Source organism: Salipiger pallidus, assembly GCF_014643635.1.
Taxonomy (GTDB): domain Bacteria; phylum Pseudomonadota; class Alphaproteobacteria; order Rhodobacterales; family Rhodobacteraceae; genus Salipiger; species Salipiger pallidus.
Window position 1 is genome coordinate 57,502 of sequence record NZ_BMJV01000012.1, and the last position, 22,619, is coordinate 80,120.

Genomic DNA, 22,619 nt, shown 5'->3' on the forward strand with positions numbered 1-22,619 from the left:
CATTCGCGGTCGGGACATTGAACCGAACCGCGACCTGAACCGTTTAGCCTCGGTATGCCAACAAATAGAGACACGGAAAGGAAAATTCCCATGGCCTATACCTATGATCGCGTCCTGAAAGACACCAAAATCGATGACGCAGAGATGCGTGTTCGGGATGCTTTGGCAGACAAGGGCTTCGGCGTTCTGACTGAGATTGACGTCAAAGCGACGATGAAAAAGAAACTTGATGCGGACATGCCGCCTTACCGCATCTTGGGGGCCTGTAATCCGGGCATGGCGCACAAAGCCATCGAGATCGAGCCTCGCATCGGTGCGATGCTTCCCTGCAATGTTATCCTGCGGCAACTGGACGGCGACACCGAGGTCAGCGCGGTCGATCCTGTCGCTTCGATGCAGGCGGTGCAGAACCAAGACCTGGACGCGGTCGCCGGCGAAGTCCGCGATCTCCTTCGGGACGCCCTCGACACCGCGTGATGGCGGGATGGGCGTTGGATGCCCTGTCGCAGATCGAGCGCCTTTAGCGGTGCTCGATCAATGCCATCTAATCCCCACGTAAATTCCTGATGAGGAACTCACCCAGTGCTGCCAGCGGGATTGCCATTTCCGGATATTGGAACCGACCTCTTCTCCTTCGACATCGGGGGGGTCACATTCGCACTCCGCTGGTACGCGCTAGCCTATATCTTCGGTATCCTGATTGGCTGGCGCATTTGTTCGAGTGCCATAAGCCGTCCCGCGCTCTGGACGTCAGCTGGACCGCCGCTTGACCGAACGCAGATCGAAGATCTTCTGACGTGGATCATCATCGGCGTGATTGCTGGTGGTCGCCTGGGCTTTGTACTGTTCTACCAGCCCGCATATTATCTCGCCAATCCCTTGGAAATTCTGATGGTCTGGCAAGGCGGCATGTCTTTCCACGGGGGGTTCGCGGGAGTTGTCATCGCGGCCTTGCTGTTCTGCCTTAGACAGAACGCGTCATTGCTCAGCACTGGCGACTTGCTGGCTTTGGCAACACCACCAGGCTTGTTTCTTGGAAGGCTGGCGAACTTCACCAACAATGAGTTGTGGGGGCGTCCAACGGACGTTCCCTGGGCGGTGATCTTTCCCGGCGAAGTCGCGCAGGCCTGCCCAGGGGTTAGCGGCCTCTGCGCCCGACACCCGTCCCAGCTGTACGAGGCGGTATTGGAGGGGCTCATTCTTGGAATACTGCTCATTTATCTCGCTTGGGGCCGGGGCTGGCTGAAAATGCCCGGTGCCTTGGCTGGCGTGTTTCTGACCGGCTATGGTCTTGCCCGAAGTTTCGTCGAGATGTTCCGGCAACCGGACCAACAATTTGTGACGGCGGACAACCCGATCGGCCATGCGCTTCATTTTGGTGAGTGGGGTTTGACCATGGGCCAGTTGCTCTCCATGCCAATGGCGCTGGTCGGGCTGGCGTTGATCGTGTTCGCCCGGCGGGAACGGGGCCGGACAGCGCCACCCCGCAGAGCCGCAATGTAATCGCCGTACTGATCTCTCTTGACCCTCCCGCGGATGGAAGCCCTAGGCAAGAGAAGCATTCTCGGAAAGGACCGCAAAATGAGCACTCCCGACAGTTCTGAAACCACAGCAGCTTCTTCGGTATTCGTTTGCCCCATGCACCCTGAGGTGCGGCAGGACGAGCCCGGCAATTGTCCGAAATGCGGGATGCACCTCGTGCCGGAATCGGAGCTCGAGGTCCATTCAGCACATGATCATCACGAACACCACGCGGGTGCCACGCCGGCCGATGGCCGATATGATCTGGTTCCTACAGGACATGATGGTCCCATTTTCACCTGCCCGATGCACCCTCAGGTGCGGCAGCCTGATCCGGGCGCGTGTCCGATCTGTGGTATGGGATTGGAACTGGAATCCGGTGTGCCGGGCGATGAAGGTCCAAACCCCGAACTGGTGGATTTCACACGGCGGTTCTGGGTCGGCACAGTCCTGACGATCCCGCTCCTTGTCCTCACGATGGGGCCATTCGTCGGTTTCCCCGCAGTCCGGACTTTTTTTGGCGAAAGCACCACACAATGGATCGAATTGATCCTGGCAACGCCAGTGGTCTTGTGGTGCGGCTGGCCGTTTCTGGAACGCGGATGGATTTCGTTCCGCACATTGAACCTCAACATGTTCTCCCTGATCGGCATGGGCGTTCTTGCCGCCTGGCTCTTCAGCGTCGTTGCCGTTCTCGCACCGGACATATTCCCTGATGGGTTCCGAGACTCCGAAGGCCATGTCGGCGTCTATTTCGAGGCGGCGGCGGTGATCGTGACGCTGGTGCTGCTCGGCCAGGTGATGGAACTACGCGCCCGCGAGGGGACCGGCAAGGCGATCCGCGCGCTTCTCGACATGGCGGCAAAGACCGCGCGGGTCATCCGGGACGACGGATCCGAGGAGGAAATCCCGCTGGAGGACGTGCAAGTCGGGGACCGGCTGCGCGTGCGGCCCGGTGACAAGGTGCCGGTCGATGGCGTGGTTCTGGACGGCCGGTCCTCGGTCGACGAAAGCATGATCTCCGGTGAACCCGTGCCGGTCGAGAAGACCGAGGGCGACCCGCTGACCGGCGCGACGATCAATGGCACCGGCAGTCTGGTGATGGAGGCGACGCGTGTCGGGTCCGACACGATGCTGGCTCAAATTGTCGAGATGGTGTCGAACGCGCAGCGCTCGCGCGCCCCGATCCAGAAATACGCCGACAAGGTGGCGGGATATTTCGTTCCGGCCGTCATCGGTATCGCGGTCCTGTCCTTCATCGCCTGGGCGATCTGGGGGCCCGCGCCTGCGCTTTCCTACGCATTGATTTCGGCGGTGGCGGTTCTGATCATCGCCTGTCCTTGTGCGCTTGGCCTGGCGACACCGATGTCGATCATGACAGCGACAGGACGGGGCGCTCAGGCAGGGGTGCTGATCAAGAACGCCGAGGCGCTGGAGCGGTTCGAGAAAGTCGATACCCTGATCGTCGACAAGACCGGCACGTTGACCGAAGGCAAGCCGCGGCTTGTCGACGTACTCCCGCAACCCGGCCACGACGAAGCCGAGGTCTTGCGTCTCGCCGCATCGCTTGAGCGCGGATCGGAGCACCCCTTGGCCGAAGCGATCGTCAGGGGTGCGGAGGAGCGAGATGTCAAAATGGACGAGGCACGGGACTTCGAGGCGGTCACTGGCAAGGGCGTCAAGGGGGTCGTTGACGGCAAAGCGGTCGCGCTCGGCAATTTGGCGATGATCCGCGAATTGGGGCTCGAGGCGGGCGCGTTGACCGCCAAGGCCAATGCCCGCCGCGACGAAGGCGAGACGGTCATGTTCGTTGTGCTGGATGGCGAGATCGCCGGTCTAGTTGCTGTCGCCGACCCAGTGAAGGAGACCACGCCAGAAGCCATCGAGGATCTGCATGAACTGGGGTTCCGCGTCATCATGGCGACCGGCGACAACGAACGCACGGCCAAGGCCATCGGCACGCGGCTCGGAATCGATGAGATCCGGGCCGACGTGCTGCCGGAGGACAAGGCGCGGATCATCCTTGAGTTGCAAGAGGCGGGCCACAAGGTCGCCATGGCCGGGGATGGCGTCAACGACGCCCCCGCGCTCGCGCAGGCCGATGTCGGCATCGCCATGGGCACCGGCGCCGATGTGGCCATCGAAAGCGCGGGCGTCACGCTGGTCAAGGGCAACCTTGATGGTATCGTGCGTGCGCGGCGGCTCGCCCGGGCCACGATGCGCAACATCCGCCAGAACCTGTTCTTCGCGCTGATCTACAACGCCTCCGGCGTGCCGGTCGCGGCGGGAGTTCTGTTTCCCTTCTTTGGCATCCTCATCAGTCCGATGTTTGCTGCCTTCGCCATGAGCGCGTCGTCAATCTCGGTGGTGCTCAATTCGCTGCGCCTTCGCGGCGTTCGTATCTAGAAGCGCGCAACAGCGTTCGGATGAACCAAAATTAAAAGGGGGCCATTTATGCAGAGCGAAAAAGAAACGTACCGCGAAAATTCCATCAGTCTGGGCGGAGCCGTTGCGATGGGGACAGGCGTGATGATCGGCGCTGGAATCTTTGCGTTGACGGGGCAAATCGCGCAGCTCGCCGGCCCGCTTTTCCCGCTTGCATTCATCGCCGGCGCGGTCGTCACAAGCTTCAGCGCCTACAGCTACATCAGGATGTCGAACAAATGGCCGTCCTCGGGTGGCATCGCCATGATCCTGCAGAAATGCTATGGCCCCGGAGCCATCGCGGGCGGGGCCGCACTGCTGATGGCGCTCAGCATGGTGATCGCGGAAAGCCTCGTCGCGCGAACCTTCGCCACCTATGTCCTGCGCCCTTTCGATATCGAAGGTGGCCCATTGGTCCCCGCTCTGGCTGTGGCCGTGATCGTTTTCGCCTTTTTGGTGAACATGGCCGGAAACCGCTCGGTCGGGCTGTTCTCGTTGATCATGGCCGCGATCAAGATCGGAGGCATAGCTCTGTTTGGCATCGCGGCCCTGTGGTCCAGTGGTTTTGCGTTCGCCGCGGCGTCCGAGACCTCACAATCCTACGGGCTCACGGGGTTCATCGCCTCTACGGCGCTGGCCATCCTTGCGTTCAAGGGATTCACCACGATCACCAACAGCGGAGCCGAGATCACTGAACCAAATCGCAATGTTGGCCGAGCGATCATGTTCTCTATCGGAATCTGCGTCGTCGTCTACCTGTTGGTCGCCTACGGGGTCGGTTCGAGTCTCACGATCGAGGAGATCATCTCAGCGCGTGACTATTCGCTGGCACAAGCGGCGCAGCCCGCCCTTGGACAAACCGGCTTCATACTCACGGTGATCCTGGCCGCTGTCGCAACGGCGTCCGGCGTTCTGGCCAGCGTCTTCGCGGTGTCGCGTATGCTGGCGATGCTGACCGACATGGAAATGATCCCGCACAGCCACTTCGGTATGCCAGGTCCCATCCAACGCCACACCCTGGTCTATACTGTCGTCATCGCCGCGACGTTGGCCGTGCTCTTTGATTTAGGCCGGATCGCATCCCTCGGTGCTTTCTTTTACCTCGTCATGGACATGATCATACATTGGGGCGTGTTCCGCTATCGTCGAGCAGACGTCGGCGCCTTCGGTATCGTGCTTTTGACTGCCCTGGCGCTCGATGCGATAGTACTGGCAGCTTTCACCGTGATGAAGCTTCAAAGCGACCCGATGATCGTTCTCTACGCCGCTGTCGGGATGATCGCTGTGTTCGCCTTCGAGCGCGTTTACTTGTCGCAATGGGTGGCACCGCAAGTCGCCCCCGCCCCCGCCCACGCCCACGGTGATTAGCCTGCCATCACCTGGCCTGAAGAGATGCGATGCCTTGTGCGCCGATCGTGATCAGCCCGACCGACAAGGCAAACGCAGCCAGGGCAAGCAGCATCACGCCCGTGTTCATGGGCAAGCGACGTACAACCGGTCCAAGAAATTCCGACCGCCCGAAAGCCGAGACGTAGAGCGGCAACGCGCTTATCATAGTCGCATAGAGGTAAACGCCGGAGATGTTCTCGAAAAACGCCGAACGCGCAAGAGTCGGGGATACAACCGCCAAAGCGGTTGAACGATTGCCGCCGAATGACCCGAACCAGTCGGCAGATAGAACGTATATCAGCACGTGGAGACCTGGAAAGAGAAGGGCTCTGAGCAAGACATCGACCAGCACGAAAAACGCCGTGTCTCTTGAGCCCGCCTTTGGTTGCTTTGTCATAGCGAAAAGGAAAAAACTGACATAGTTGACGGCAAAAACCACGGGCAAACCGTTGGTCGCAACCTGCCTTAGTAAGCGCATGAGTGCCGGTCCGCCGGCAGCAAGAGCCGGAGCAAAGCCCGGAGCCAGTAAGACGTAGAACAACAGGACCGGCAGTAATGCAGCGAAGCTGAACAGCAGGACATTTCTAACAAACTGAGCCGCGGGCATACTGATAGAGAAAAATCTATCCATTGAAATAGCCTGCCATGTGGGCACCACTAGGTCGATGATACGGGGCGTTGTTGCACAAGTCTGACGCCTCAGGATTCCCTTCGCGAACCCATGCTGTTAGCCGCATTCCATGAGCAACCCATCTCCCGCCCGCTATCGTACGACCAACTGGTCCAGCTACAACGCATCGCTGCGCAAGCGGGGGTCCCTGCTGATCTGGGTCGACGAAGACATCACTTGGCGCGCGCCCTCACCGCCGCCCTCCTAGCCGGCACGATATCATTTCTGTCCCCCTGCGTGCTACCTCTTGTGCCAGGTTATGTCTCCTACGTAACCGGGCGCACAGCCGCTGAGGGCGGGGTGGTCGGCGCTTCGCCGTCGCGCGCGGTCTGGCTGAGCCTGTGTTTTGTCCTCGGCTTCTCCACCATCTTCATGGGACTTGGCGCATCCGCGACTGCAATGGGTCAGGCCCTGCTTCGGTGGCGGTATGAACTCAACCTCGTTGGGGGCGGCATCATCATTTTCTTCGGGCTCTTCATGATAGGAGCCGCGCGTGTTTCGGTCATGGAACGCGACTTCCGATTCAATCTCAACATCCCCGGGGGCCAACCCGCTGCGTCCTATGTCCTCGGTCTTGCCTTCGGTTTCGGCTGGACTCCGTGCATCGGCCCGATCCTCGGCGCGATCCTGACAGCCAGTGCGGCGAGTGCCACGATGGGCGAAGGTATCATGCTGCTTGCCGTCTATTCCGCCGGCCTTGGAATACCGTTTCTGATCGTGGCCGGATTCACCGACCAGATCGCGGGACGGTTGCGGGCCATCGGCCGGGTTGGCCGCCGCCTCCACCAGCTTGCGGGCATAGTGATGATCTTGATGGGGCTGGCGATGATGACAGGGCAGTTGAGCGCGCTGTCATACTGGATGCTCGACGTATTTCCGGTTCTGGGACGGATCGGATAGCTCCATTAGTAGCAGCGTCTATTGATAACAGAAAATTTTCTTGAACCTCTAGTAGCTTTAGGAGTTAAGCCACCGACAAAGAACGGCACCATGGAGCAAGTTGCCAATAACGCCTCACTCCTTCCCGGGCGAACAACACTGCGTTCGGGGTAAGGTTCGGTTTGCCGTCCAATGCGTGAACGGAGCAATCTATATGCTGACAAGACGACATTTCATCCAGACGACCACCGCGCTGTTTTCGGCATCGATATCCAGCCCGCTCCTTGCAGACACGTGGCCTACCGATGCGCAGAAGGCAGCTTGGGACGCACAGGTTACACCTCCCGGCTACGACCCGGCCACGTCCAACCCTTGGGGCCTTCACCCTCGCTTCCTGCCACAGCGGGTCCTCGCGAAGGACGGACTTGTACCCGGTGATATCCATGTCGATGCTGTTGCGCGCTATCTCTACCACATCGAAGAAGGCGGCACGGCGATGCGCTATGGCGTGGCGATCGCGCGCGGTAAACTTTACGAACCGGGCACCTATACGATCAAGCGCAAGGTCAGGTGGCCGCATTGGCAGCCGACACAAAACATGATCGACCGCGACCCAGAGCTTTACGCCGATATCGCTGACGGTATGGAACCCGGACCTGAAAACGCGCTCGGATCGCGAGCCCTCTATCTCTTCGTCGGCGACCGAGACACCTATCTAAGGATTCACGGGACACCGTATCCAAGAAGCATTGGCGGCCGTGCGAGTTCCGGCTGCGTCCGAATGGTCATGGCACACATCAATGATCTCTATCCCAACGTCGAGATTGGCTCGACGGCATTCCTGTACTCGGCGGAAGACAGCGTCACCCCGAGAAGTTGACTGGCGCATCATGTGTTACGCGTGGGCTTGACGCATCTATGGGCTGATCAGGACTGGCGCGAAGTGCAGATGGGGTTGCCACCTGCCGAGCGTAGCGGAACCAAGGTGTTTTCCACCGGACCGCTGTGTTCATACCAATAACAGCCATCCTCGGGACGAAGCCGCGCCGTGGTGAGATCCTGACCAGGCGCAGCAAGGGCAATGACGGCCTCGGGAACACTTCCCACTTCGTTGCGAGCGCCGCCGTCGTCCAGCGTTGGCACCGCGCAGCCAGCAAGCACCAATGTCGCTGCGATAATCGGCGCGTTTCGTTTCTGCATGTCTACCTCACTCATTCTGATCGCTTCGTACCGGCAAGCGTTGCTCCAACCGCGTCGTTTCAAGGGGGCGGCTAGCTTCAAGCCTCCGCAGGGCGCCTTTCTTGCTGGACGAATATCCACTTGTTGCCCTTGAAGCTCTAGTTACTGTAGGGGCTATGTCAATGTGGAATCAATGAATCCTGAGGTCAATCCATGTCTTCCGACGGCAACCGCAACGATCACGGCCATCCGGGTGATCAAGAGCATTCTGACCCAAGAGGCAACTCCTGTTGCGACGCCAGCAAGGACGTCGCGTCCACGGCGCCAGCGCCGTCTGGCGGAAGGAGCTTTCAGGTCTCCGGGCTCGATTGCGCCGAAGAGGTGGCGATCCTGAACCGGGTTGTCGGGCCGAAAGTGGGCGGAACCGAACACCTGGCATTCGACGTGATCAACGGGCGAATGACCATCCTCGATAGCGCCGAGAGGATACCAGACGACGAAGTCACGCAGTTGGTCGCAACGACCGGCATGAGCGCCAAGCCATGGGATGCCGACAACGCAGCAGAGGACCAGGCGGCGCATCTGGCACGTCAGAAGCGCTTTACCTCGTTGAGCGGCGGCTTCTGGGCGGCGGGATTCCTTTTTCACATTGTCGAGACCGGCATGGGCGGCGCGCTCGGGCTCTTTGCGGGCCATGGCGAGGTGCCTATGCCTATGGTGGAAGCAGGGATCTTCGCCGTCGCGATTCTTTTTGGCGTCTGGCTTGTCGCGCCCAAGGCCTGGTCTTCGGCGCGGAGGCTTAGCCCCGACATGAACCTGCTCATGGTGGTGGCCGTCGCGGGCGCCATCGGCCTCGGCGAGTTTTTTGAGGCCGCGACGGTCGCCTTCTTCTTCTCGCTTTCGCTTTATCTTGAGAGCTGGAGCGTGGGGCGGGCGCGTAATGCGGTTTCCGCGCTCCTCGATCTGGCGCCGCCAACGGCGCGGGTTCTTTACGACGACGGATCTGAATCCGACGTTCCGGCCGCGGCCGTGGCAGTCAATGCAAGGTTTATCGTGCGCGGCGGCGACCGGATCCCCCTCGACGGTGAGGTCGTGGACGGGGCAGGGGCCGTCGATCAGGCCCCAATTACTGGGGAAAGCGCGCTAGTGCCCAAGGAACCAGGCGACGAGGTCTATGCCGGCACGATCAACGGCGAGGGCACACTGACGGTGCGGGCGACGAAGGCCGCCTCGGACACGGTGCTCGCGAAAATCATTCGCATGGTGGGCGATGCCCATGCCCGCCGCGCGCCGGTCGAACAGTGGGTGGCCAAGTTCGCGCGCATCTACACACCCATCGTGATGGCTTTGGCGATCGCCATCGCGCTGGTGCCGCCACTGCTGCTCGGCGGCGCCTGGGACTACTGGTTCTACAATGCTCTGGTCCTTCTGGTCATCGCATGTCCTTGCGCGCTGGTCATTTCTACGCCGGTCTCCATCGTGGCAGCGCTGACCGCGTCGGCACGGGCGGGGGTGCTCATCAAGGGCGGCGCCTATGTCGAGGCGCCGGGGCGGACCACGGCACTGGCGATGGACAAGACCGGGACGATCACCATGGGCGAGCCTGAGGTGGCGGCGGTTCACCCACTGGTCGGCGTTTCCGCACGCGATCTCATGGCGCTGGCAGCAAGCCTGGAGGCGCGGTCTTCACACCCGCTGGCACGCGCCATCCTCTCGCGCGCCGAAGCCGATGGTGTTTCCGTGTCTGCCGCAGAGGACACCCGTACCGTGCCCGGGCGCGGTCTGGAAGGACGCGCCGACGGGCGCGCTATCTGGCTCGGCTCGGATCGCTTCGCCGAAGAGAAGGGGTTCGGCAATGCCATTCCGGCGGATCTGCGGGATCGGATCGAAGGGGCAGGGAGCACCCTCGTTGCCGTGGGTGACGAGACCGGCGTGACCGGCGTACTGGAGCTTCGCGACCGCATCCGCCCAGATGCAAAGGGGATCGTTGCGCGTCTGCATGCGCAGGGTGTGAAGACCATCGTGATGTTGACGGGCGACAACGAACGCACCGCGCGCGCGGTGGCAGCCGAAGTCGGCATCGACGAGGTGCGCGCCGAACTTTTGCCAGAAGACAAGGTGACGGCCATTGAGGAACTCGTCGAAAGCCACGACATGGTGGCGATGATCGGCGACGGTGTGAATGACGCACCGGCCATGGCGCGGGCGCATTATGCCATCGCCATGGGCGCTGTCGGATCGGATGCCGCGATCGAGACGGCCGACATCGCGCTGATGACCGACGACATCGGCAAGGTACCCTGGCTTATCGGCCATTCGCGCCGTGCCATGACGATCATCCACCAGAATATCGGCATATCGCTGGCGACCAAGGCGCTGTTCGTCGGGCTGACCGCGTTCGGTATGGCCTCAATGTGGGGCGCCATTGCTGCGGATGTAGGCGTGTCTCTGCTGGTGGTCGCCAACGCACTTCGGCTCCTGAACGGCCATCAGGTTGAGGCCGGGCCTTCAGGCGGAGAACCGGTGGGCGAGCAGATGGCGAAAGGAGCACTGGCGCACGGTCATTGATCCGGCGGTTTCGGTAGCTCGATATCGCTTTTGCGGTCCAGCCACGCCAGCGCCCCGACAGAGAATTCCGAACCCCGGTAGGGTTCCGTCCAGGCGGTCTCGATGTCGTCCCAGGGCAGAGGCTCGAGATTTCCAAGAAAGAGCGTCAGACGGTAGGCCGCTGCCTCGGGAAGCCAAGGCGCCTCCTTGGCCGGCGTCGCGGCGACAGGTCCGGACAGGAGGAGCGCACTTGCGAGTGTGGCGAGCAGCACTCTCATAATATTTCGCATCACCACGGCCTCCAAAGTAAAAAGTTAGACATGGCTAACTTATCTACCCGAAGCAAACAAGTTGTCAATCCCGCTGTTTCGCTGCAAAGTCCCGAGTATGACAAAGCTACAATCACAAGGGCGTGAGCCATTCGAAGCGGTCGACCGGGCTCCCGAGGCGCAGGCCGATGGCTTTGCGACCGTGCGTCAGGCACATGAAAGCGAGATGGCGGAGGATTACGTCGAACTGATCGCGGAACTGATCGAGACGCGCGGGGAGGCCAGACCGGTCGAGATCGCCGAGCGGCTTGGCGTGAAGCCGCCGACCGTGACCAAGAACATCTCGCGGCTCAAGGCTGCTGGTCTGGTCCGGCGGGAGCCATACCGCGCGATATTCCTCACCGATGCCGGGCAGGACCTCGCGGAGATCTGTCGACGCCGCCACAGGGTCGTCGTCGCCTTTCTTCTGAGCCTGGGAATCGACGAAGAGACCGCGGAACGCGATGCGGAAGGGATCGAGCATCACGTCAGCGGGACGACATTGGAGGCGTTCGAGCGACGGCTCAATCAGAAATGAGCTCGCCTAGATGCACATTCGCGCGATTCTCTATCGGGACCTCGAGCTATCAGGTCTTCAAGCCGCTGACACGTTTGCGCAATTTCGAAGCTCGCTAGCCGAGAACCCGCGACAGCACGATGGTTGCAAACAGGGCGACAAGTCCGAAGGCGATCGCAGACGCTACCGCATATTGGAGGATATCCAGGTGATTCCCCCTCCTCCGTCGTGCCAGATAGCCACCCCAGATCGCGCCTCCGATAGCGCTCACGATCACAAGCATCAGGATACCTCCGTTCCAAAATGCCGCGCATCGGGATCTCGTCCGAGCAAACTGGCCAGCCAGCCGAAGACCCAGCACCCAAAAACAAGAACCAACAAGGTCCAGTCGCCGAACCGCGCATAGGGCGTTGGAGTACGCGCGCCCGGCAGGCCGGCATCAATGGTGCCTGTTTCCCCGGTATCAAGACGCGCGACGACATTTCCATTGGCGTCGATGATCGCGGATATCCCAGTGTTGGCCGCCCGGACCACGGGAAGTCCCTCCTCGACCGCGCGCATCCGCGCGGAGGCGAGGTGCTGCTCGGGTCCGATGCTGGTTCCGAACCAGGCATCATTTGTGGCGTTGAATATCCAGTCGGGGCGGAAAAGGTCATCGACCACGTGGCCCGGAAAGATGATCTCGTAACAGATCGCCACCGCGACCAGAGGCGCGCCAGGGATCGCCAGCGTGCGCGGCCCTGGTCCCGGCGTGAAATCGCCCAACCCTTCGGTCAGCCGCTCGATGGGCAGCCAGCCTTTCAGGGGCACATATTCCCCGAACGGAACAAGATGATGTTTTGCATACCCCGTCAGAACCTCGCCGCTGCCGTCATAGGCCTGAACCGTGTTGAAATATCTGGTTCCCCCATCGCCCTCCACTCGGTCAGGCGCACCTGTCAGTAGGATCCTGCCGTCTGGCAAAGCTGCAGATATCCGCGCGCGTGCCGCAGCATCTTCGTCCAGAAAGCCGGGGAAGGCCGTTTCCGGCCAAAGCAGCAAATCGAAACGTCCGGGTTGCGCGGACAAGCCCAGGTATTTTTCCAAGGTTCGCTGGCGGCTGCCCGGTACCCACTTCTCGACTTGTGGCACATTGCCTTGGACGATGCGCAAAGCAACGTCTGTCGGCGGCATGTCCTGCCCTGACCGAAGCGCACCGCCAACCCAGAAACCCGCCACAGCAACGGCGAAGAGCACGAGAACAGGCGCGCGTCTCTTTGGCGCCGCCACAGTCAACACACCTGGCAATATGCCGATGAAGACCGTGAGAAAGCCCAAACCGTAGCTTCCGACCCAGGCGGCGGGTTGGCGCAGGGCGGCATAGTCGACAAGGGCATAAGCGGCAAGGTTCCAGGGAAACCCTGTCAGGACATGACCCCGCAGCCATTCCGTGGCCACCCAGCAGGTTGCAAACAGCAGGCCCGCCGCAATGCCGCCGACAGCTCGGCGCTGCATGATGGCGGCAAAAAGCATCGCCGCCATGCCCGGGAAGATGGCAAGTCCGGCGGACAGACCCGCGACCGCCGGAATCGCCAGTGCGCCGAAACGTTCGGCATCGACGTAAAAGCTCTCGGCGATCCAGGAAATTCCAATCCCGAATTGGCCCAGTCCGAAAGCCCAACCGACAAGGAAAGCGCGCGAGGTTGAGATGTTCCGGAGAACGATAAAGAGCACGGAGAAGGCGACAGGGACCGCGATGAGCCAAGAAAACGGCGGAAGAGTCAAAACCGTCAATCCGCCGGCAGCAAGGGCAAGACCCATGCGCTGGAACAGGTTCAGGTCCTCACTAACGAACTGCGGCAATCCCGGCTTCATGAATCGGTCTGAAGTCGAGCGCCAACCCACGGCGCAATGAGCAGCAGCATCACGCCGCCAACCACAAAAACATCGGCCATGTTGAAGGCAGGCCAGTGCGCCGTCCCGATGTAGAAATCGAGGAAATCCGTCACCGCACGATAGCGCAGGCGGTCCAGAATATTGCCGAGTGCACCGCCGATGATCGCACCATAGGCAATGGCCTCGACCCGGCTGCTGGTACGGACCAGCATGAACGCCAGCCAGACGCAGATGCCAAGCGCCAGTAAGACAAGGCTCCACCACGGCGCGCCGCCGAGAAGCCCGAAGGTCACTCCGTCATTGCGCAGGTAGATGAGATTGAAGCCGGGAAAGACCGATACGCCGGAACTAAGAACAGTCGCATTGGACACAACGATTGCCTTCGTTGCCTGATCGACAAGAAAGGCGATCAGCGCAGCAAGCAGACCGACGAAGAGGCAAGTTCTCATCAGCTTATCCCAGCCAGACGTCGAGGAACAACATGATCACAAGACCAACGGCGAGGCCGAGCGTCGCCCTGTTCTGATGGCCGGATCGGTGGGTTTCCGGAATGATCTCGTGGCTGATGACGTAGAGCATCGCACCTGCTGCGAAGGCGAGACCCCAGGGCAGCAGCGGTTGCGAAAGACTGATAATCCCTGCGCCGAGAAGTCCACCGACGGGCTCGACGAGACCGGTCAGAGCGGCGATGCCCCAGGCGCGAAGCCTGGAATAGCCCTCGCCGAGCAACGAAACCGCCACCGCCAGACCTTCGGGGGCATTCTGTAATCCAATACCGATCGCAAGTGGCAACCCGCCCGACAAACCGTCAGCCCCGAACCCGACGCCGACGGCAAGCCCTTCGGGAAAATTGTGGATAGTGATCGCGATGATGAAAAGCCAGACGCGCCGCAGCGATGCGGCGTCGGGACCTTCCCGCCCCGTCTTGAAATGTTCATGCGGTAGCCGTTCGTTCATCAGAGCGATCGCGCCCATGCCAAGCAGGATCGCAACACATACGATGGCCGCCGGGAGAGCACCGTTGTCGAACTGTCCTTCAGCTGCGTCGAGAGCCGGGATGATCAGCGAGAAGAACGAAGCCGCGAGCATGACACCCGCCGCGAAGCCAAGCAGCAGATCGCGCGTGGCCCGGGACGGGATGCGCCCAAAAAGAACGGGGACCGCCCCGACCGCGGTCAGCGATCCGGCGGCCAGGCTTCCAAGAAAGCCAAGCGCTATGGGGGAGAGGGGTTCCAATTGTTAAGGTTCTGCCGCGAGTTCAGTCAGGAGCCGAGTAGCTGGTGTAGACCTCGGTCGATCCGTCTTCGTGGATCAGGAAGACATCGTAAGCCTCCCGGTCGTCCTCCGGTCCCATGCCGGGCGACCCGTAGGGCATTCCCGGCACCGCCAGGCCTACCGCGTCTGGCCGGTCCTCCAGCAGGCGTTGGATGTCAGCCGCCGGCACGTGGCCCTCGATCACATAGCCGTCGACCAAAGCCGTATGGCAGGAGACCATGCGCTGCGGCACGCCATTGTCGAGTTTGAAGCGCACAAGAGATCCTCCGAACATGTCCTCGCCCATCGGCGCGAAGCCATTCTCCTCGAGGTGCTTCATCCAGGACAGGCAACAGCCGCAGCCGTTTGTCTTCCGGACGTCGATCTGAATCGCCTCTGCGACGGCCTGCGCCGCAGGAAGCAAGGCAAATGCGATGGCAAGGGCGGGAGTAAATCGTTTCATGGATCAAAGCCTTTCGGTTGTCGTCTGTGCAAATTCGCTGGCGAGCCTCTCAGCAAGAAGTGAACGCGCCTCACGCAGTCGCTCAAGCGCGGCCGTGTCGTCCGCTTCACGCTCGGCCGCCTCTGCCAATCGGTCGTCAGAGAGAGGGTCGGTTGGGCGACCGTCCACCAGCACTTCGTAATGTAGGTTGGGGCCTGTCGCGGTACCCGTCGCACCGACCCGCCCGATCATATCTCCGGCCATCACGCGTTGCCCTTGTGTGAGCCCGTCCGGTACGGCGCTCAGATGCGCATAGCGCGTCAGGGTGTCGGAGCCATGAGCGATCTCGACGACCCGGCCATACCCACCGCGTCGGCCGATGAAGCTAACGCGGCCCGGCGCCGTCGCCTGTACCGGCGTGCCGCGCGCCGCCGCGAAGTCGACTCCTGTGTGCATCCGTACATTGCCGTAGACCGGATGGGTGCGGCGCCCGAACACAGAACTCAGCCGTGCACCTTCGACCGGTTGCGCAAACACGCGCAGGACTTCTCCGTCGACATAGATCGTCGCTTGGCCGCTGCCGTCGTTCGGCCAGACGATTTCATAGACCGAGCCATCGATATCCAGTGCGGCAAAGGCAAGCTCGGGCTGACCAATCCTCTTGTTCCCGTCTCGGGCCTCGCGCCAAAGGAGGCGCATCGTCTCGCCACCCGCAAGATCACGACGGAAATCCACGGTGCCGCCCAGCATCTGCGCCAGGTCCACCGCAAAACGGGCGGGGATGTCTGCCGTGTTCAGGGCGGCGAAAATCGAGCTCTCGATCACCGCCTCGCCGGCGAAAGTCACCAATTCGGGATCCGGGTCCAACACGCGGGCGGCAAGCTGTTCGCCGAAGACCGCCTCTATCCGGACACCGTCTTCGACGGCGAGCTCTACACGACGCGGGTTGTCGTCCGTTGTGGAAACCACCGTAATGATGTGACCCGGACGCAGACGGCGCAGATCGTATTCCGTGCCAATCGCCAAGGCGATTTCGGCGCGATCCGAAGCATCCAGCCCCGCATCGGAAAGGACCGCATCAAGCGTCTCGCCGGACGCAATCTCCCGCGACCAGGTGACCAGCGGGGGCTCGATAGATGGCAAGGAGGTATCAGCGGGGGAAACGGTCAGGAGCGGCCGGGGTCTGAACTCGAATGCGATATCCGCCTGGGCGAGTGTAGGGCGGACCGAATTGGTTTCGGTAATCCGAGGCGGCGCAAGCGGATTGGGAGTCCAGAGGGTCGCTTCAGCAATCGCAGGGGGCACCGGTTCTTTGGACAGAACGCCAGAGATGGCGATGGCGGTCACCGAAAATGCGCCTGCGACCGCAACGGCCGCCAAGACAGTTCTTATCTTCATGTTGCCCCCTCTACGTCTTCTGTCAGTGCGCGCTGGATCTTCGGCACCGCGAATTCTCTTTGCTCGTGATAGTCGATCATGGTGACGAGCTCACCCTCGGCATCGAACAGGAATACGCTTGCCGTATGGTTCATCGTATAGCCGCCGCCCTCAGTCGGGACGCGCTCAAATGAGGCACGAAACCCTTCTGCAGCGCGGGCAATTTGGTCTTCCGGCCCCGTCCAGCCACGAATGACCGGATGAAAATAGCCGACATATTCGGCCATGGCCTCGACCGTGTCCCGCTCCGGGTCGACCGTGATGAAGACCACGTTCATCTCTGATGCTTCGTCGCCCAGTTCCTCAAGCCAGCCGGAAATATCCGATAGGGTCGTCGGGCAGACGTCCGGGCAGTAGGTGAACCCGAAAAACACCATTGTGGGACGACCGATCAGGTTGCCAGGCCCTACCTCATTTTCCTCGTGGTCGGTCAGCCGGAACTCCATCGCCGATAGGGGCAGGGGCCGCTGCCCTTTTGGTTCAGGCGCACCGGGCCCGTCCACCCGCCACCAGCCCACGAAGAGCGTCAGGCCAAGAACGCCGGCACCGGCTGCGCCGTATAGAAGGAGCTGCCGACGTTGCATCAGCCCTCCGGTCCACGCGCGGCGATTCCGAGGATTGGGACCTCGACCGTCACCTTGCCGCCATCCGAGAAGGTCAGTGTCAGCGGGAAATTCTCGCCTTCGGTCATCGGCTCTTGCAGCTTCATGAGCATGGCGTGCAACCCGCCCGGCTCCAATGCCACGCTTTGGCCGGGCTCAATCGTGATCTCGCCTGCAGGCGCCATGGAACTGACGCCATCGGAGTTGGTTTTCGACTCATGGATCTCGGGCATCATTGCCAGCGGTGTCGCAAGTCCGGTCAGCGTAACGGCGTCTTCACCCGTGTTGCGCACGGTCATATAGGCGGCACCTGGCCTGTTGACGCCGATCGAGGCGCGGGACCACGCATTCTCGACCACGACATCCTCCGAACCGGCCAGTGCGGGGGCCGACAGCCCTGCAACCGTCAAAAGCACGGCCAATGCATTGGTATATCTCAACTTCTTCACCACTCGTTTCTCCTGCCTCCGCAAATCAGCTTTGGCTTGCCGCAACTTCCACTGCCACCAGCCTCTGCAATTCGGCCTCACCGAACGGATCGAGAGGCTTGCCGTTCACGAAGAACGTGGGCGTTTGGCGGACCCCGACTGTCTCGACATCGGCGCGGTCCTGGTTGAGCACCGCCACAACACCGGGGGCCAGCATCTGTGTCCGGGCAGCTTCGACATCCAGACCTCCGCTTGCTGCAATCTCAAGGATCAATCCGGGTGCCGGGGTCCCGTGAGACGCCCATCTGGGCTGCTCTCGCAAGACTGCCTCGAGCACAGGTTCAAACACGTCCTGCATGCGCGCCGCCTCGAGCACACGGATCGCTTCTACCGACGCCTCGCCGTGAAAAGGCGTATAGCGGATTACAACGCGCACCGCGTCTCCGTGCTCCGCCATGATATCCTCGACGACCGGATAGAAAGCGCGGCATGCCTCGCAGGCCGGGTCGAAGAATTCAACGATGGTTACGGGCGCATCCTCGGGCCCGAGGATCGGGGAATAGGGTCGGATCAGCGCGTCGGCCATTTCAGGGTCGATGGGATCGGACGCGGCAATCGGGTCGGGGCGGGTGGCATACCAGGCGGCACCGCCGAAACCGGCGACCCCGAGCGCGAGAACGGACAGGATGAGGCCGCGTCGTTTCATTTTTGTGTTTCCTTCAGTGAGAGAGCCGACAGCAGACCGATCATCGCGAAGGCGACGAGCGCCATCAAAGGAATCGGAATGCCGAAGACCAGTTGATTGTCGTCGGTACAGGATGGGCCGGTCGCCGTGCAGGGCTGGATACGCTCGGGGATAACGCCGACATAGAGGCCCAAGTGCCAAAGCGCGACGGCGGCACCGCCCAAAGCCAGCGCGATCCCGTAGCGACCCACGCGCCGATCCTGCCACCACAGCCCAAGCCCGAGGATGATGGCCAAGGGGAACATGAAGGCACGCTGGAACCAGCAGAGCACGCAAGGTGTCTGCCCCAGAACCTCGCCGATGAAGAGCACGGCAAGCGACGCGGTGAGCGCGATGATCCAGGCCAGGCCAAGGGCCGTCTCTCCGGAAAGTCGGGTCATGACGATCAGATCCTCTGTCTCAGATCGGCGAGGATCTCTTCGGCGGGCGTGCCGTAGGGCCAGGAGTCCGCGAAGCCTGCTTGCGTGTCGAAAAGGAAAAGATGCGACGTGTGACCCATCGTGTATCCGCCCGGCGCAGTCGCCTGCTCGATCCGCTCAAAGAATATCGGAAAGGTTTCGGATGTCGCGGCGATCTGCTCCGGTGTACCGGTCAGCCCGATGATCCCTGCGTCGAACAGGGGCACATACTCGGCAAGTGCAGTCGGCGTATCCCGCTCCGGATCAATCGTTATGAAAATCGGCTGAACCATTGCTGCCTCATCGCCCAGGCCCTCCATCACGGCCGCGACTTCGGACAGTGTTGTCGGACAGACGTCGGGGCAATTGGTGAAGCCAAAGAAGACCAGCATCCAGCGCCCTGCGAAATCTTCGTCCGTTTGGACCATGCCGCGATGATCGGTCAGTTCGAAATCAGCAAGAAACGGTGGTTCACTCTCGGTGCGGGCAAGATCGGCACGGTAGTCGGACCATAGCAACAGCCAGATGAAAACGAACGCCGCCGCGCCCGCCAACACCCACAATACCTTCTGAAGACCTGAAAGCCTCACGCCGCTCCGCCCGAACCTGATTCTATATTTTGTGTGCGTTTACATCCTCTAGCTACTGTAGGTTCAAGCGTGATTGTCATCGATCGGCCAACAATCACCGATCTGTGAAACTCGGGTGAAGCTTGTGATGCGCACCGCATAAAGCTACACCCACTGTAGGTAATGTGGGGAGCGGAAATGCTGACGATTGGGACGCTGGCGAAGAAGACCGGAACAAAGGTGCAGACCATCCGGTATTACGAGCAGATCGGACTTATGCCTGAGCCCGGCAGGACCGAGGGGGGCCAACGACGCTATGGCGACGCCGAACTCGACCGCTTGTCATTCGTCCGGCACGCACGGCAACTGGGGTTCTCGTTGGACGCGATCCGTGAGCTCCTCGATCTCAGCGATCATCCGGGAAAGTCCTGCGCTGAGGCGGATGCAATAGCCCGTCGGCAACTCAAACAGGTCGAGCAACGATTGGCGCGGCTCGAGGCGCTGCGGACGGAATTGAAGCGGATGGTGCATGAGTGCAGCGGCGGACAGACTTCTGATTGCCGTGTGCTCGAGGTACTGCGCGACCATTCCGAATGCCTGACCGACCATGAAGAGATCGGCGCCTGAGCAATTTCGACGACCTTTGATCGGAACGCAAAAAGCCCGGTGTTAGTTACTCATTGGCAATTCACTAATTTGGATACCCGGCATGGCGGAGCAGAGAAACGCAACGGAAAGACGCACACTCTGGATCGTGCTGGGTCTCAACATCGGGCTGGCAGTCGCTTTCTTCGCCTCGGGCGCATTCGGCGAGTCAAGCGCGCTTATCGCCAATGGCCTCGACAATCTGTCGGACAGTTTCGTCTACGCGATCAGCCTCTTCGCGCTGTCCCGCTCCGCCAAGTGGAAGCGCGGAGCGGCGAACGTTTCGGGCGGCCTGCTGATCCTCTTCGCCCTTGGAATCCTGTATGACGCGTGGCGCCGCTACGTCGGCGGATCGGATCCTCTTGGCACGATCATGATTGTCATGGCGCTGGTAGCGGCGGCCATCAACGCACTTTGCGTCTGGCTGCTGGCACGGCTTCGCGATCCAGACGTAAACATCCGAGCGGCGAATACGTTCAGCTGGAACGACTTCGCGGCCAATCTCGGAATCGTCGTCGCAGGCGGGCTCGTAGCCTGGCTCGGAACGAATTGGCCGGACCTTGTCGTGGGCGTGATTGTCGCCGGCATCGCGGCCTGGGGTGGCGTCGGAATCCTGAGAGACGCGCATGGTGAACACCACAAGGCGGTGCACAATGACGATCAGGTAACCAAGGACTCGGCCTGAAATCGGGGCTTGAAGCTACAGTGACTGTAGCAACTACATATTCTCGTGAACGATTCGAGGAGGTATCCCGTGAACCCCGCCGACCCTCATTTGGCCAAAACCCGGCTGCTGGATTTTGACGCGACCTCAATTGCAAAACTGATCGAGGAGCGCGGCTGGGCAGACCTTCCCAGCGACGACCGAATTGGGGCCATCTACGATTTCGTCAGGAACGAGATTACCTTCGGCTACAACCGCGCCGACGACATTCCGGCGTCCGAGGTCCTCGCAGATGGCCACGGGCAGTGCAACACCAAGGGCACGCTCCTCATGGCCCTGCTGCGTGGCGTGGGAGTTCGCTGCCGACTGCACGGGTTCACAATCCACAAGGCGCTTCAGAGAGGCGTCGTTCCGGAACTCGTCTATCCCCTCGCGCCGTCCGAAATCCTCCACTCCTGGGTAGAGGTGGACTTGGGCGACGGATGGGTCAATCACCGCCAGAACTTCGGATTTGTGCGCGACTTGCTCTATCGCCACGTCATCCGTCACTGGATGAATGCCAGGGTTCGCCGCATCCGCCGCGGAATCTTGCCGCCGGTCCCCGGATTCGATCGGCCGAACCACCGCCATGAGGAGACGAACCGTGCCGCATGATCACGGCCACGCCCACATCGATCCTCAATCCGGTGATCGTCGCGTCTCCATCGCCATCTGGGCCAACGGCCTCCTGACGGTCGCGCAGATCGTCGGCGGGATCCTTTCCGGCAGCCTCGCGCTGATCGCGGATGCCCTCCACAATTTCTCGGACATGGCGTCGCTGGTGATCGCCTTCTTCGCGCGTAAGATCGCTCGCCGCCCGGCGGACAAGCGCATGACCTTCGGCTATGGGCGGGTAGAAATCGTCGCAGCGCTCATCAACTACACGACACTTATCCTGATCGGCTTCTACCTGATCTACGAGGGTGGCATGCGCATGATCGACCCACCAGAGGTACAGGGCTGGACGGTGGTGATCCTGGGCGGTGTGGCACTGGTCGTCGACACGTTGACGGCGCTGCTCACCTATTCGATGCAGAAAGGCAGCGTGAACATCCGTGCGCTCTTCCTGCACAACCTATCGGACGCTTTGGCCTCCGTGGCGGTCATCATCGGCGGCTCGCTCATCCTCCTCTACAACATGCGGTGGGTCGACCCGGCGATCACCATCGGCATCGCTCTCTACATCCTCTACCTCGCATTTACCGAGATCGGCGGTCCGATTCGGACGCTGATGCTCGGCAGTCCACCGGACATCGATAATGAAACCGTCGTTCAGGCGATGCGGGGTGTGGATGGTGTCGCGGACGTTCATCACGTGCATCTGTGGCAGATGCAGGAGCACGAGGCGGCTCTGGACTGCCACGTCGTGCTGACAGCGGACGGCTGGGGTCAAATCGAAAAGATCAAGGCCGCGATCAAGGACCGGCTGAAGGACGATTTCAGCATCGGTCATTCGAGTCTGGAATTTGAGCACGAAGACCGCGCACACGAAAACGCTGACCTTTACGGTCACGGCAAACCGGAAAAAGAGGAGGAAAACCATGTTCACCGAGACACTGACAGCTCATGACGACACGATTGGCCTCGCCTGCGAGGGCAAGCTCAGCGAAAGCGACCTGAAACGGATGCACGCCCTGCTTCATGAGCGCCTGCAAGAGACAAGTAAGCCCGGCCTGGTTCTCGATCTCACGAGGTTCGAAGGCTACGATGGGCCGTCCGCTCTGCTCGAAGATCTGAAAATCGACACAGCCCATAGGAATGACTTCCGCCGCGTCGCTGTGGTGGGCGAAGGGGCTTTGTTGGAGTGGGGAACCAGGTTCGCCGACGTGCTGACCACGGCAGAACTCCGTTAGTTCGACCCGGCGGAAATGAAGGCGGCAATCGCCTGGGCAAGTGAAAGGTAGAGTAGCTTTCAATCAGATGCCTTCGCAGAAGACAGCATCTGTTCGAAACCATAAACAAAAGAACTACAGCAGTTGCGAGACCCAAGAGCAATCCGAAAGTTCTGAACATGGTCGCTCCTTTCGCAAAGGAGTAACTTTGGTACGGTGGCACTGCCCTTGCCGGGGCATTATCAAATCGTAATG

Annotated in this window: 26 protein-coding genes and 1 pseudogene; 14 read left to right on the top strand and 13 right to left on the bottom strand. The window is 61.0% G+C overall.

The features are described 5' to 3' along the window. Positions 1 to 90 precede the first annotated feature (90 nt). The 4 genes from IEX41_RS20200 to IEX41_RS20215 all read left to right on the top strand — a co-directional run bounded on the left by IEX41_RS20200 (position 91) and on the right by IEX41_RS20215 (position 5,313). Positions 91 to 477 carry a DUF302 domain-containing protein gene (locus tag IEX41_RS20200; RefSeq protein WP_007803435.1) on the top strand — a complete coding sequence of 129 codons (387 nt, stop codon included), beginning with the start codon at positions 91 to 93 and terminating at the stop codon, positions 475 to 477. Positions 478 to 582: 105 nt separating this feature from the next. Next, a complete protein-coding gene (lgt, locus tag IEX41_RS20205; protein WP_007803438.1) occupies positions 583 to 1,503 on the top strand; it encodes a prolipoprotein diacylglyceryl transferase in 921 nt (306 codons plus the stop codon). A 135-nt stretch (positions 1,504 to 1,638) separates the two neighbouring features. Next, positions 1,639 to 3,927 carry a copper-transporting P-type ATPase gene (locus IEX41_RS20210; protein WP_222864283.1) on the top strand — a complete coding sequence of 763 codons (2,289 nt, stop codon included), beginning with the start codon at positions 1,639 to 1,641 and terminating at the stop codon, positions 3,925 to 3,927. A gap of 48 nt (positions 3,928 to 3,975) precedes the next feature. Then, on the top strand, positions 3,976 to 5,313 hold the full coding sequence (locus IEX41_RS20215) for an APC family permease (protein WP_007803442.1): 1,338 nt from the start codon (positions 3,976 to 3,978) through the stop codon (positions 5,311 to 5,313). A gap of 7 nt (positions 5,314 to 5,320) precedes the next feature. Here IEX41_RS20215 and IEX41_RS20220 read toward each other — a convergent pair whose 3' ends face one another. Further along, positions 5,321 to 5,965 (bottom strand): hypothetical protein, encoded by a 645-nt coding sequence (locus IEX41_RS20220; protein WP_007803445.1) that lies wholly within the window; start codon positions 5,963 to 5,965, stop codon positions 5,321 to 5,323. A 109-nt stretch (positions 5,966 to 6,074) separates the two neighbouring features. Here IEX41_RS20220 and IEX41_RS20225 point away from each other — a divergent pair. The 3 genes and pseudogenes from IEX41_RS20225 to IEX41_RS20235 form a co-directional block, all read left to right on the top strand. Continuing rightward, positions 6,075 to 6,194: pseudogene (locus IEX41_RS20225) on the top strand (IS5/IS1182 family transposase); the annotation flags it as partial. After that, positions 6,182 to 6,904 (top strand): cytochrome c biogenesis CcdA family protein, encoded by a 723-nt coding sequence (locus IEX41_RS20230; protein WP_007803446.1) that lies wholly within the window; start codon positions 6,182 to 6,184, stop codon positions 6,902 to 6,904. The pseudogene IEX41_RS20225 and the gene IEX41_RS20230, both read left to right, overlap by 13 nt. A 193-nt stretch (positions 6,905 to 7,097) precedes the next feature. Next, a complete protein-coding gene (locus IEX41_RS20235) occupies positions 7,098 to 7,763 on the top strand; it encodes a L,D-transpeptidase (RefSeq protein ID WP_007803448.1) in 666 nt (221 codons plus the stop codon). Between the two features lie 47 nt (positions 7,764 to 7,810). Here the strand turns inward: IEX41_RS20235 and IEX41_RS20240 are convergent, their stop codons facing one another. Then, positions 7,811 to 8,098 (bottom strand): hypothetical protein, encoded by a 288-nt coding sequence (locus IEX41_RS20240; protein WP_369817429.1) that lies wholly within the window; start codon positions 8,096 to 8,098, stop codon positions 7,811 to 7,813. 177 nt (positions 8,099 to 8,275) lie between these two features. On the opposite strand from IEX41_RS20240, the gene IEX41_RS20245 reads away from it, so the two are divergent. Next, complete coding sequence (locus tag IEX41_RS20245) at positions 8,276 to 10,630, top strand: heavy metal translocating P-type ATPase (RefSeq protein WP_207287124.1); 2,355 nt, start codon at positions 8,276 to 8,278, stop codon at positions 10,628 to 10,630. Here IEX41_RS20245 and IEX41_RS20250 read toward each other — a convergent pair. Then, positions 10,624 to 10,899 (bottom strand): hypothetical protein, encoded by a 276-nt coding sequence (locus tag IEX41_RS20250; RefSeq protein ID WP_012187175.1) that lies wholly within the window; start codon positions 10,897 to 10,899, stop codon positions 10,624 to 10,626. The genes IEX41_RS20245 and IEX41_RS20250 overlap by 7 nt on opposite strands. 97 nt (positions 10,900 to 10,996) lie before the next feature. On the opposite strand from IEX41_RS20250, the gene mntR reads away from it, so the two are divergent. Further along, entirely contained in the window at positions 10,997 to 11,455 is a 459-nt protein-coding gene (gene mntR / locus IEX41_RS20255; RefSeq protein WP_008327326.1) for a manganese-binding transcriptional regulator MntR, read from the top strand. Between the two features lie 261 nt (positions 11,456 to 11,716). On the opposite strand, the gene lnt is transcribed toward mntR, so the two are convergent. Genes lnt through IEX41_RS20305 form a run of 10 tightly spaced genes read right to left on the bottom strand, consistent with a single transcriptional unit; the run spans position 11,717 to position 19,169 of the window. Beyond that, positions 11,717 to 13,288, bottom strand: a complete 1,572-nt coding sequence (gene lnt / locus IEX41_RS20260; RefSeq protein ID WP_007803458.1) for an apolipoprotein N-acyltransferase — start codon at positions 13,286 to 13,288, stop codon at positions 11,717 to 11,719. Beyond that, on the bottom strand, positions 13,285 to 13,758 hold the full coding sequence (lspA, locus tag IEX41_RS20265) for a signal peptidase II (RefSeq protein ID WP_007803461.1): 474 nt from the start codon (positions 13,756 to 13,758) through the stop codon (positions 13,285 to 13,287). The genes lnt and lspA overlap by 4 nt, the downstream gene beginning before the upstream one ends. A 4-nt stretch (positions 13,759 to 13,762) precedes the next feature. Next, a complete protein-coding gene (locus IEX41_RS20270; RefSeq protein WP_007803463.1) occupies positions 13,763 to 14,545 on the bottom strand; it encodes a ZIP family metal transporter in 783 nt (260 codons plus the stop codon). A gap of 22 nt (positions 14,546 to 14,567) precedes the next feature. Beyond that, positions 14,568 to 15,026: a DUF411 domain-containing protein gene (locus tag IEX41_RS20275; RefSeq protein ID WP_007803465.1), complete on the bottom strand. Its 459-nt coding sequence runs from the start codon at positions 15,024 to 15,026 to the stop codon at positions 14,568 to 14,570. Positions 15,027 to 15,029: 3 nt separating this feature from the next. Beyond that, positions 15,030 to 16,403, bottom strand: a complete 1,374-nt coding sequence (locus IEX41_RS20280; RefSeq protein ID WP_007803467.1) for a M23 family metallopeptidase — start codon at positions 16,401 to 16,403, stop codon at positions 15,030 to 15,032. Beyond that, entirely contained in the window at positions 16,400 to 17,026 is a 627-nt protein-coding gene (locus IEX41_RS20285; RefSeq protein WP_007803468.1) for an SCO family protein, read from the bottom strand. The genes IEX41_RS20280 and IEX41_RS20285 overlap by 4 nt, the downstream gene beginning before the upstream one ends. Beyond that, entirely contained in the window at positions 17,026 to 17,496 is a 471-nt protein-coding gene (locus tag IEX41_RS20290) for a copper chaperone PCu(A)C (RefSeq protein WP_008327335.1), read from the bottom strand. Before IEX41_RS20290 ends, IEX41_RS20285 begins: the two co-directional genes overlap by 1 nt. Before the next feature lie 22 nt (positions 17,497 to 17,518). Beyond that, positions 17,519 to 18,178: a DsbA family protein gene (locus IEX41_RS20295; protein ID WP_007803472.1), complete on the bottom strand. Its 660-nt coding sequence runs from the start codon at positions 18,176 to 18,178 to the stop codon at positions 17,519 to 17,521. Next, positions 18,175 to 18,597 (bottom strand): disulfide bond formation protein B, encoded by a 423-nt coding sequence (locus IEX41_RS20300; RefSeq protein WP_007803474.1) that lies wholly within the window; start codon positions 18,595 to 18,597, stop codon positions 18,175 to 18,177. The genes IEX41_RS20295 and IEX41_RS20300 overlap by 4 nt, the downstream gene beginning before the upstream one ends. A 5-nt stretch (positions 18,598 to 18,602) precedes the next feature. Further along, positions 18,603 to 19,169 carry an SCO family protein gene (locus IEX41_RS20305; RefSeq protein WP_007803475.1) on the bottom strand — a complete coding sequence of 189 codons (567 nt, stop codon included), beginning with the start codon at positions 19,167 to 19,169 and terminating at the stop codon, positions 18,603 to 18,605. 213 nt (positions 19,170 to 19,382) lie between these two features. Between IEX41_RS20305 and IEX41_RS20310 the strand changes: the two genes are divergently transcribed. From IEX41_RS20310 to IEX41_RS20330, 5 genes are all read left to right on the top strand, one after another. Beyond that, a complete protein-coding gene (locus tag IEX41_RS20310; protein WP_007803476.1) occupies positions 19,383 to 19,811 on the top strand; it encodes a MerR family transcriptional regulator in 429 nt (142 codons plus the stop codon). Positions 19,812 to 19,893: 82 nt separating this feature from the next. Then, a complete protein-coding gene (locus IEX41_RS20315; protein ID WP_008327361.1) occupies positions 19,894 to 20,514 on the top strand; it encodes a cation efflux transmembrane domain-containing protein in 621 nt (206 codons plus the stop codon). Between the two features lie 69 nt (positions 20,515 to 20,583). Next, positions 20,584 to 21,147: a transglutaminase-like domain-containing protein gene (locus IEX41_RS20320; RefSeq protein ID WP_007803479.1), complete on the top strand. Its 564-nt coding sequence runs from the start codon at positions 20,584 to 20,586 to the stop codon at positions 21,145 to 21,147. After that, entirely contained in the window at positions 21,137 to 22,102 is a 966-nt protein-coding gene (locus IEX41_RS20325) for a cation diffusion facilitator family transporter (protein ID WP_007803480.1), read from the top strand. The genes IEX41_RS20320 and IEX41_RS20325 overlap by 11 nt, the downstream gene beginning before the upstream one ends. After that, positions 22,074 to 22,385, top strand: coding sequence for a SpoIIAA family protein (locus IEX41_RS20330; RefSeq protein ID WP_007803481.1), 312 nt, complete (start codon positions 22,074 to 22,076; stop codon positions 22,383 to 22,385). The genes IEX41_RS20325 and IEX41_RS20330 overlap by 29 nt, the downstream gene beginning before the upstream one ends. Positions 22,386 to 22,619 lie beyond the last annotated feature (234 nt).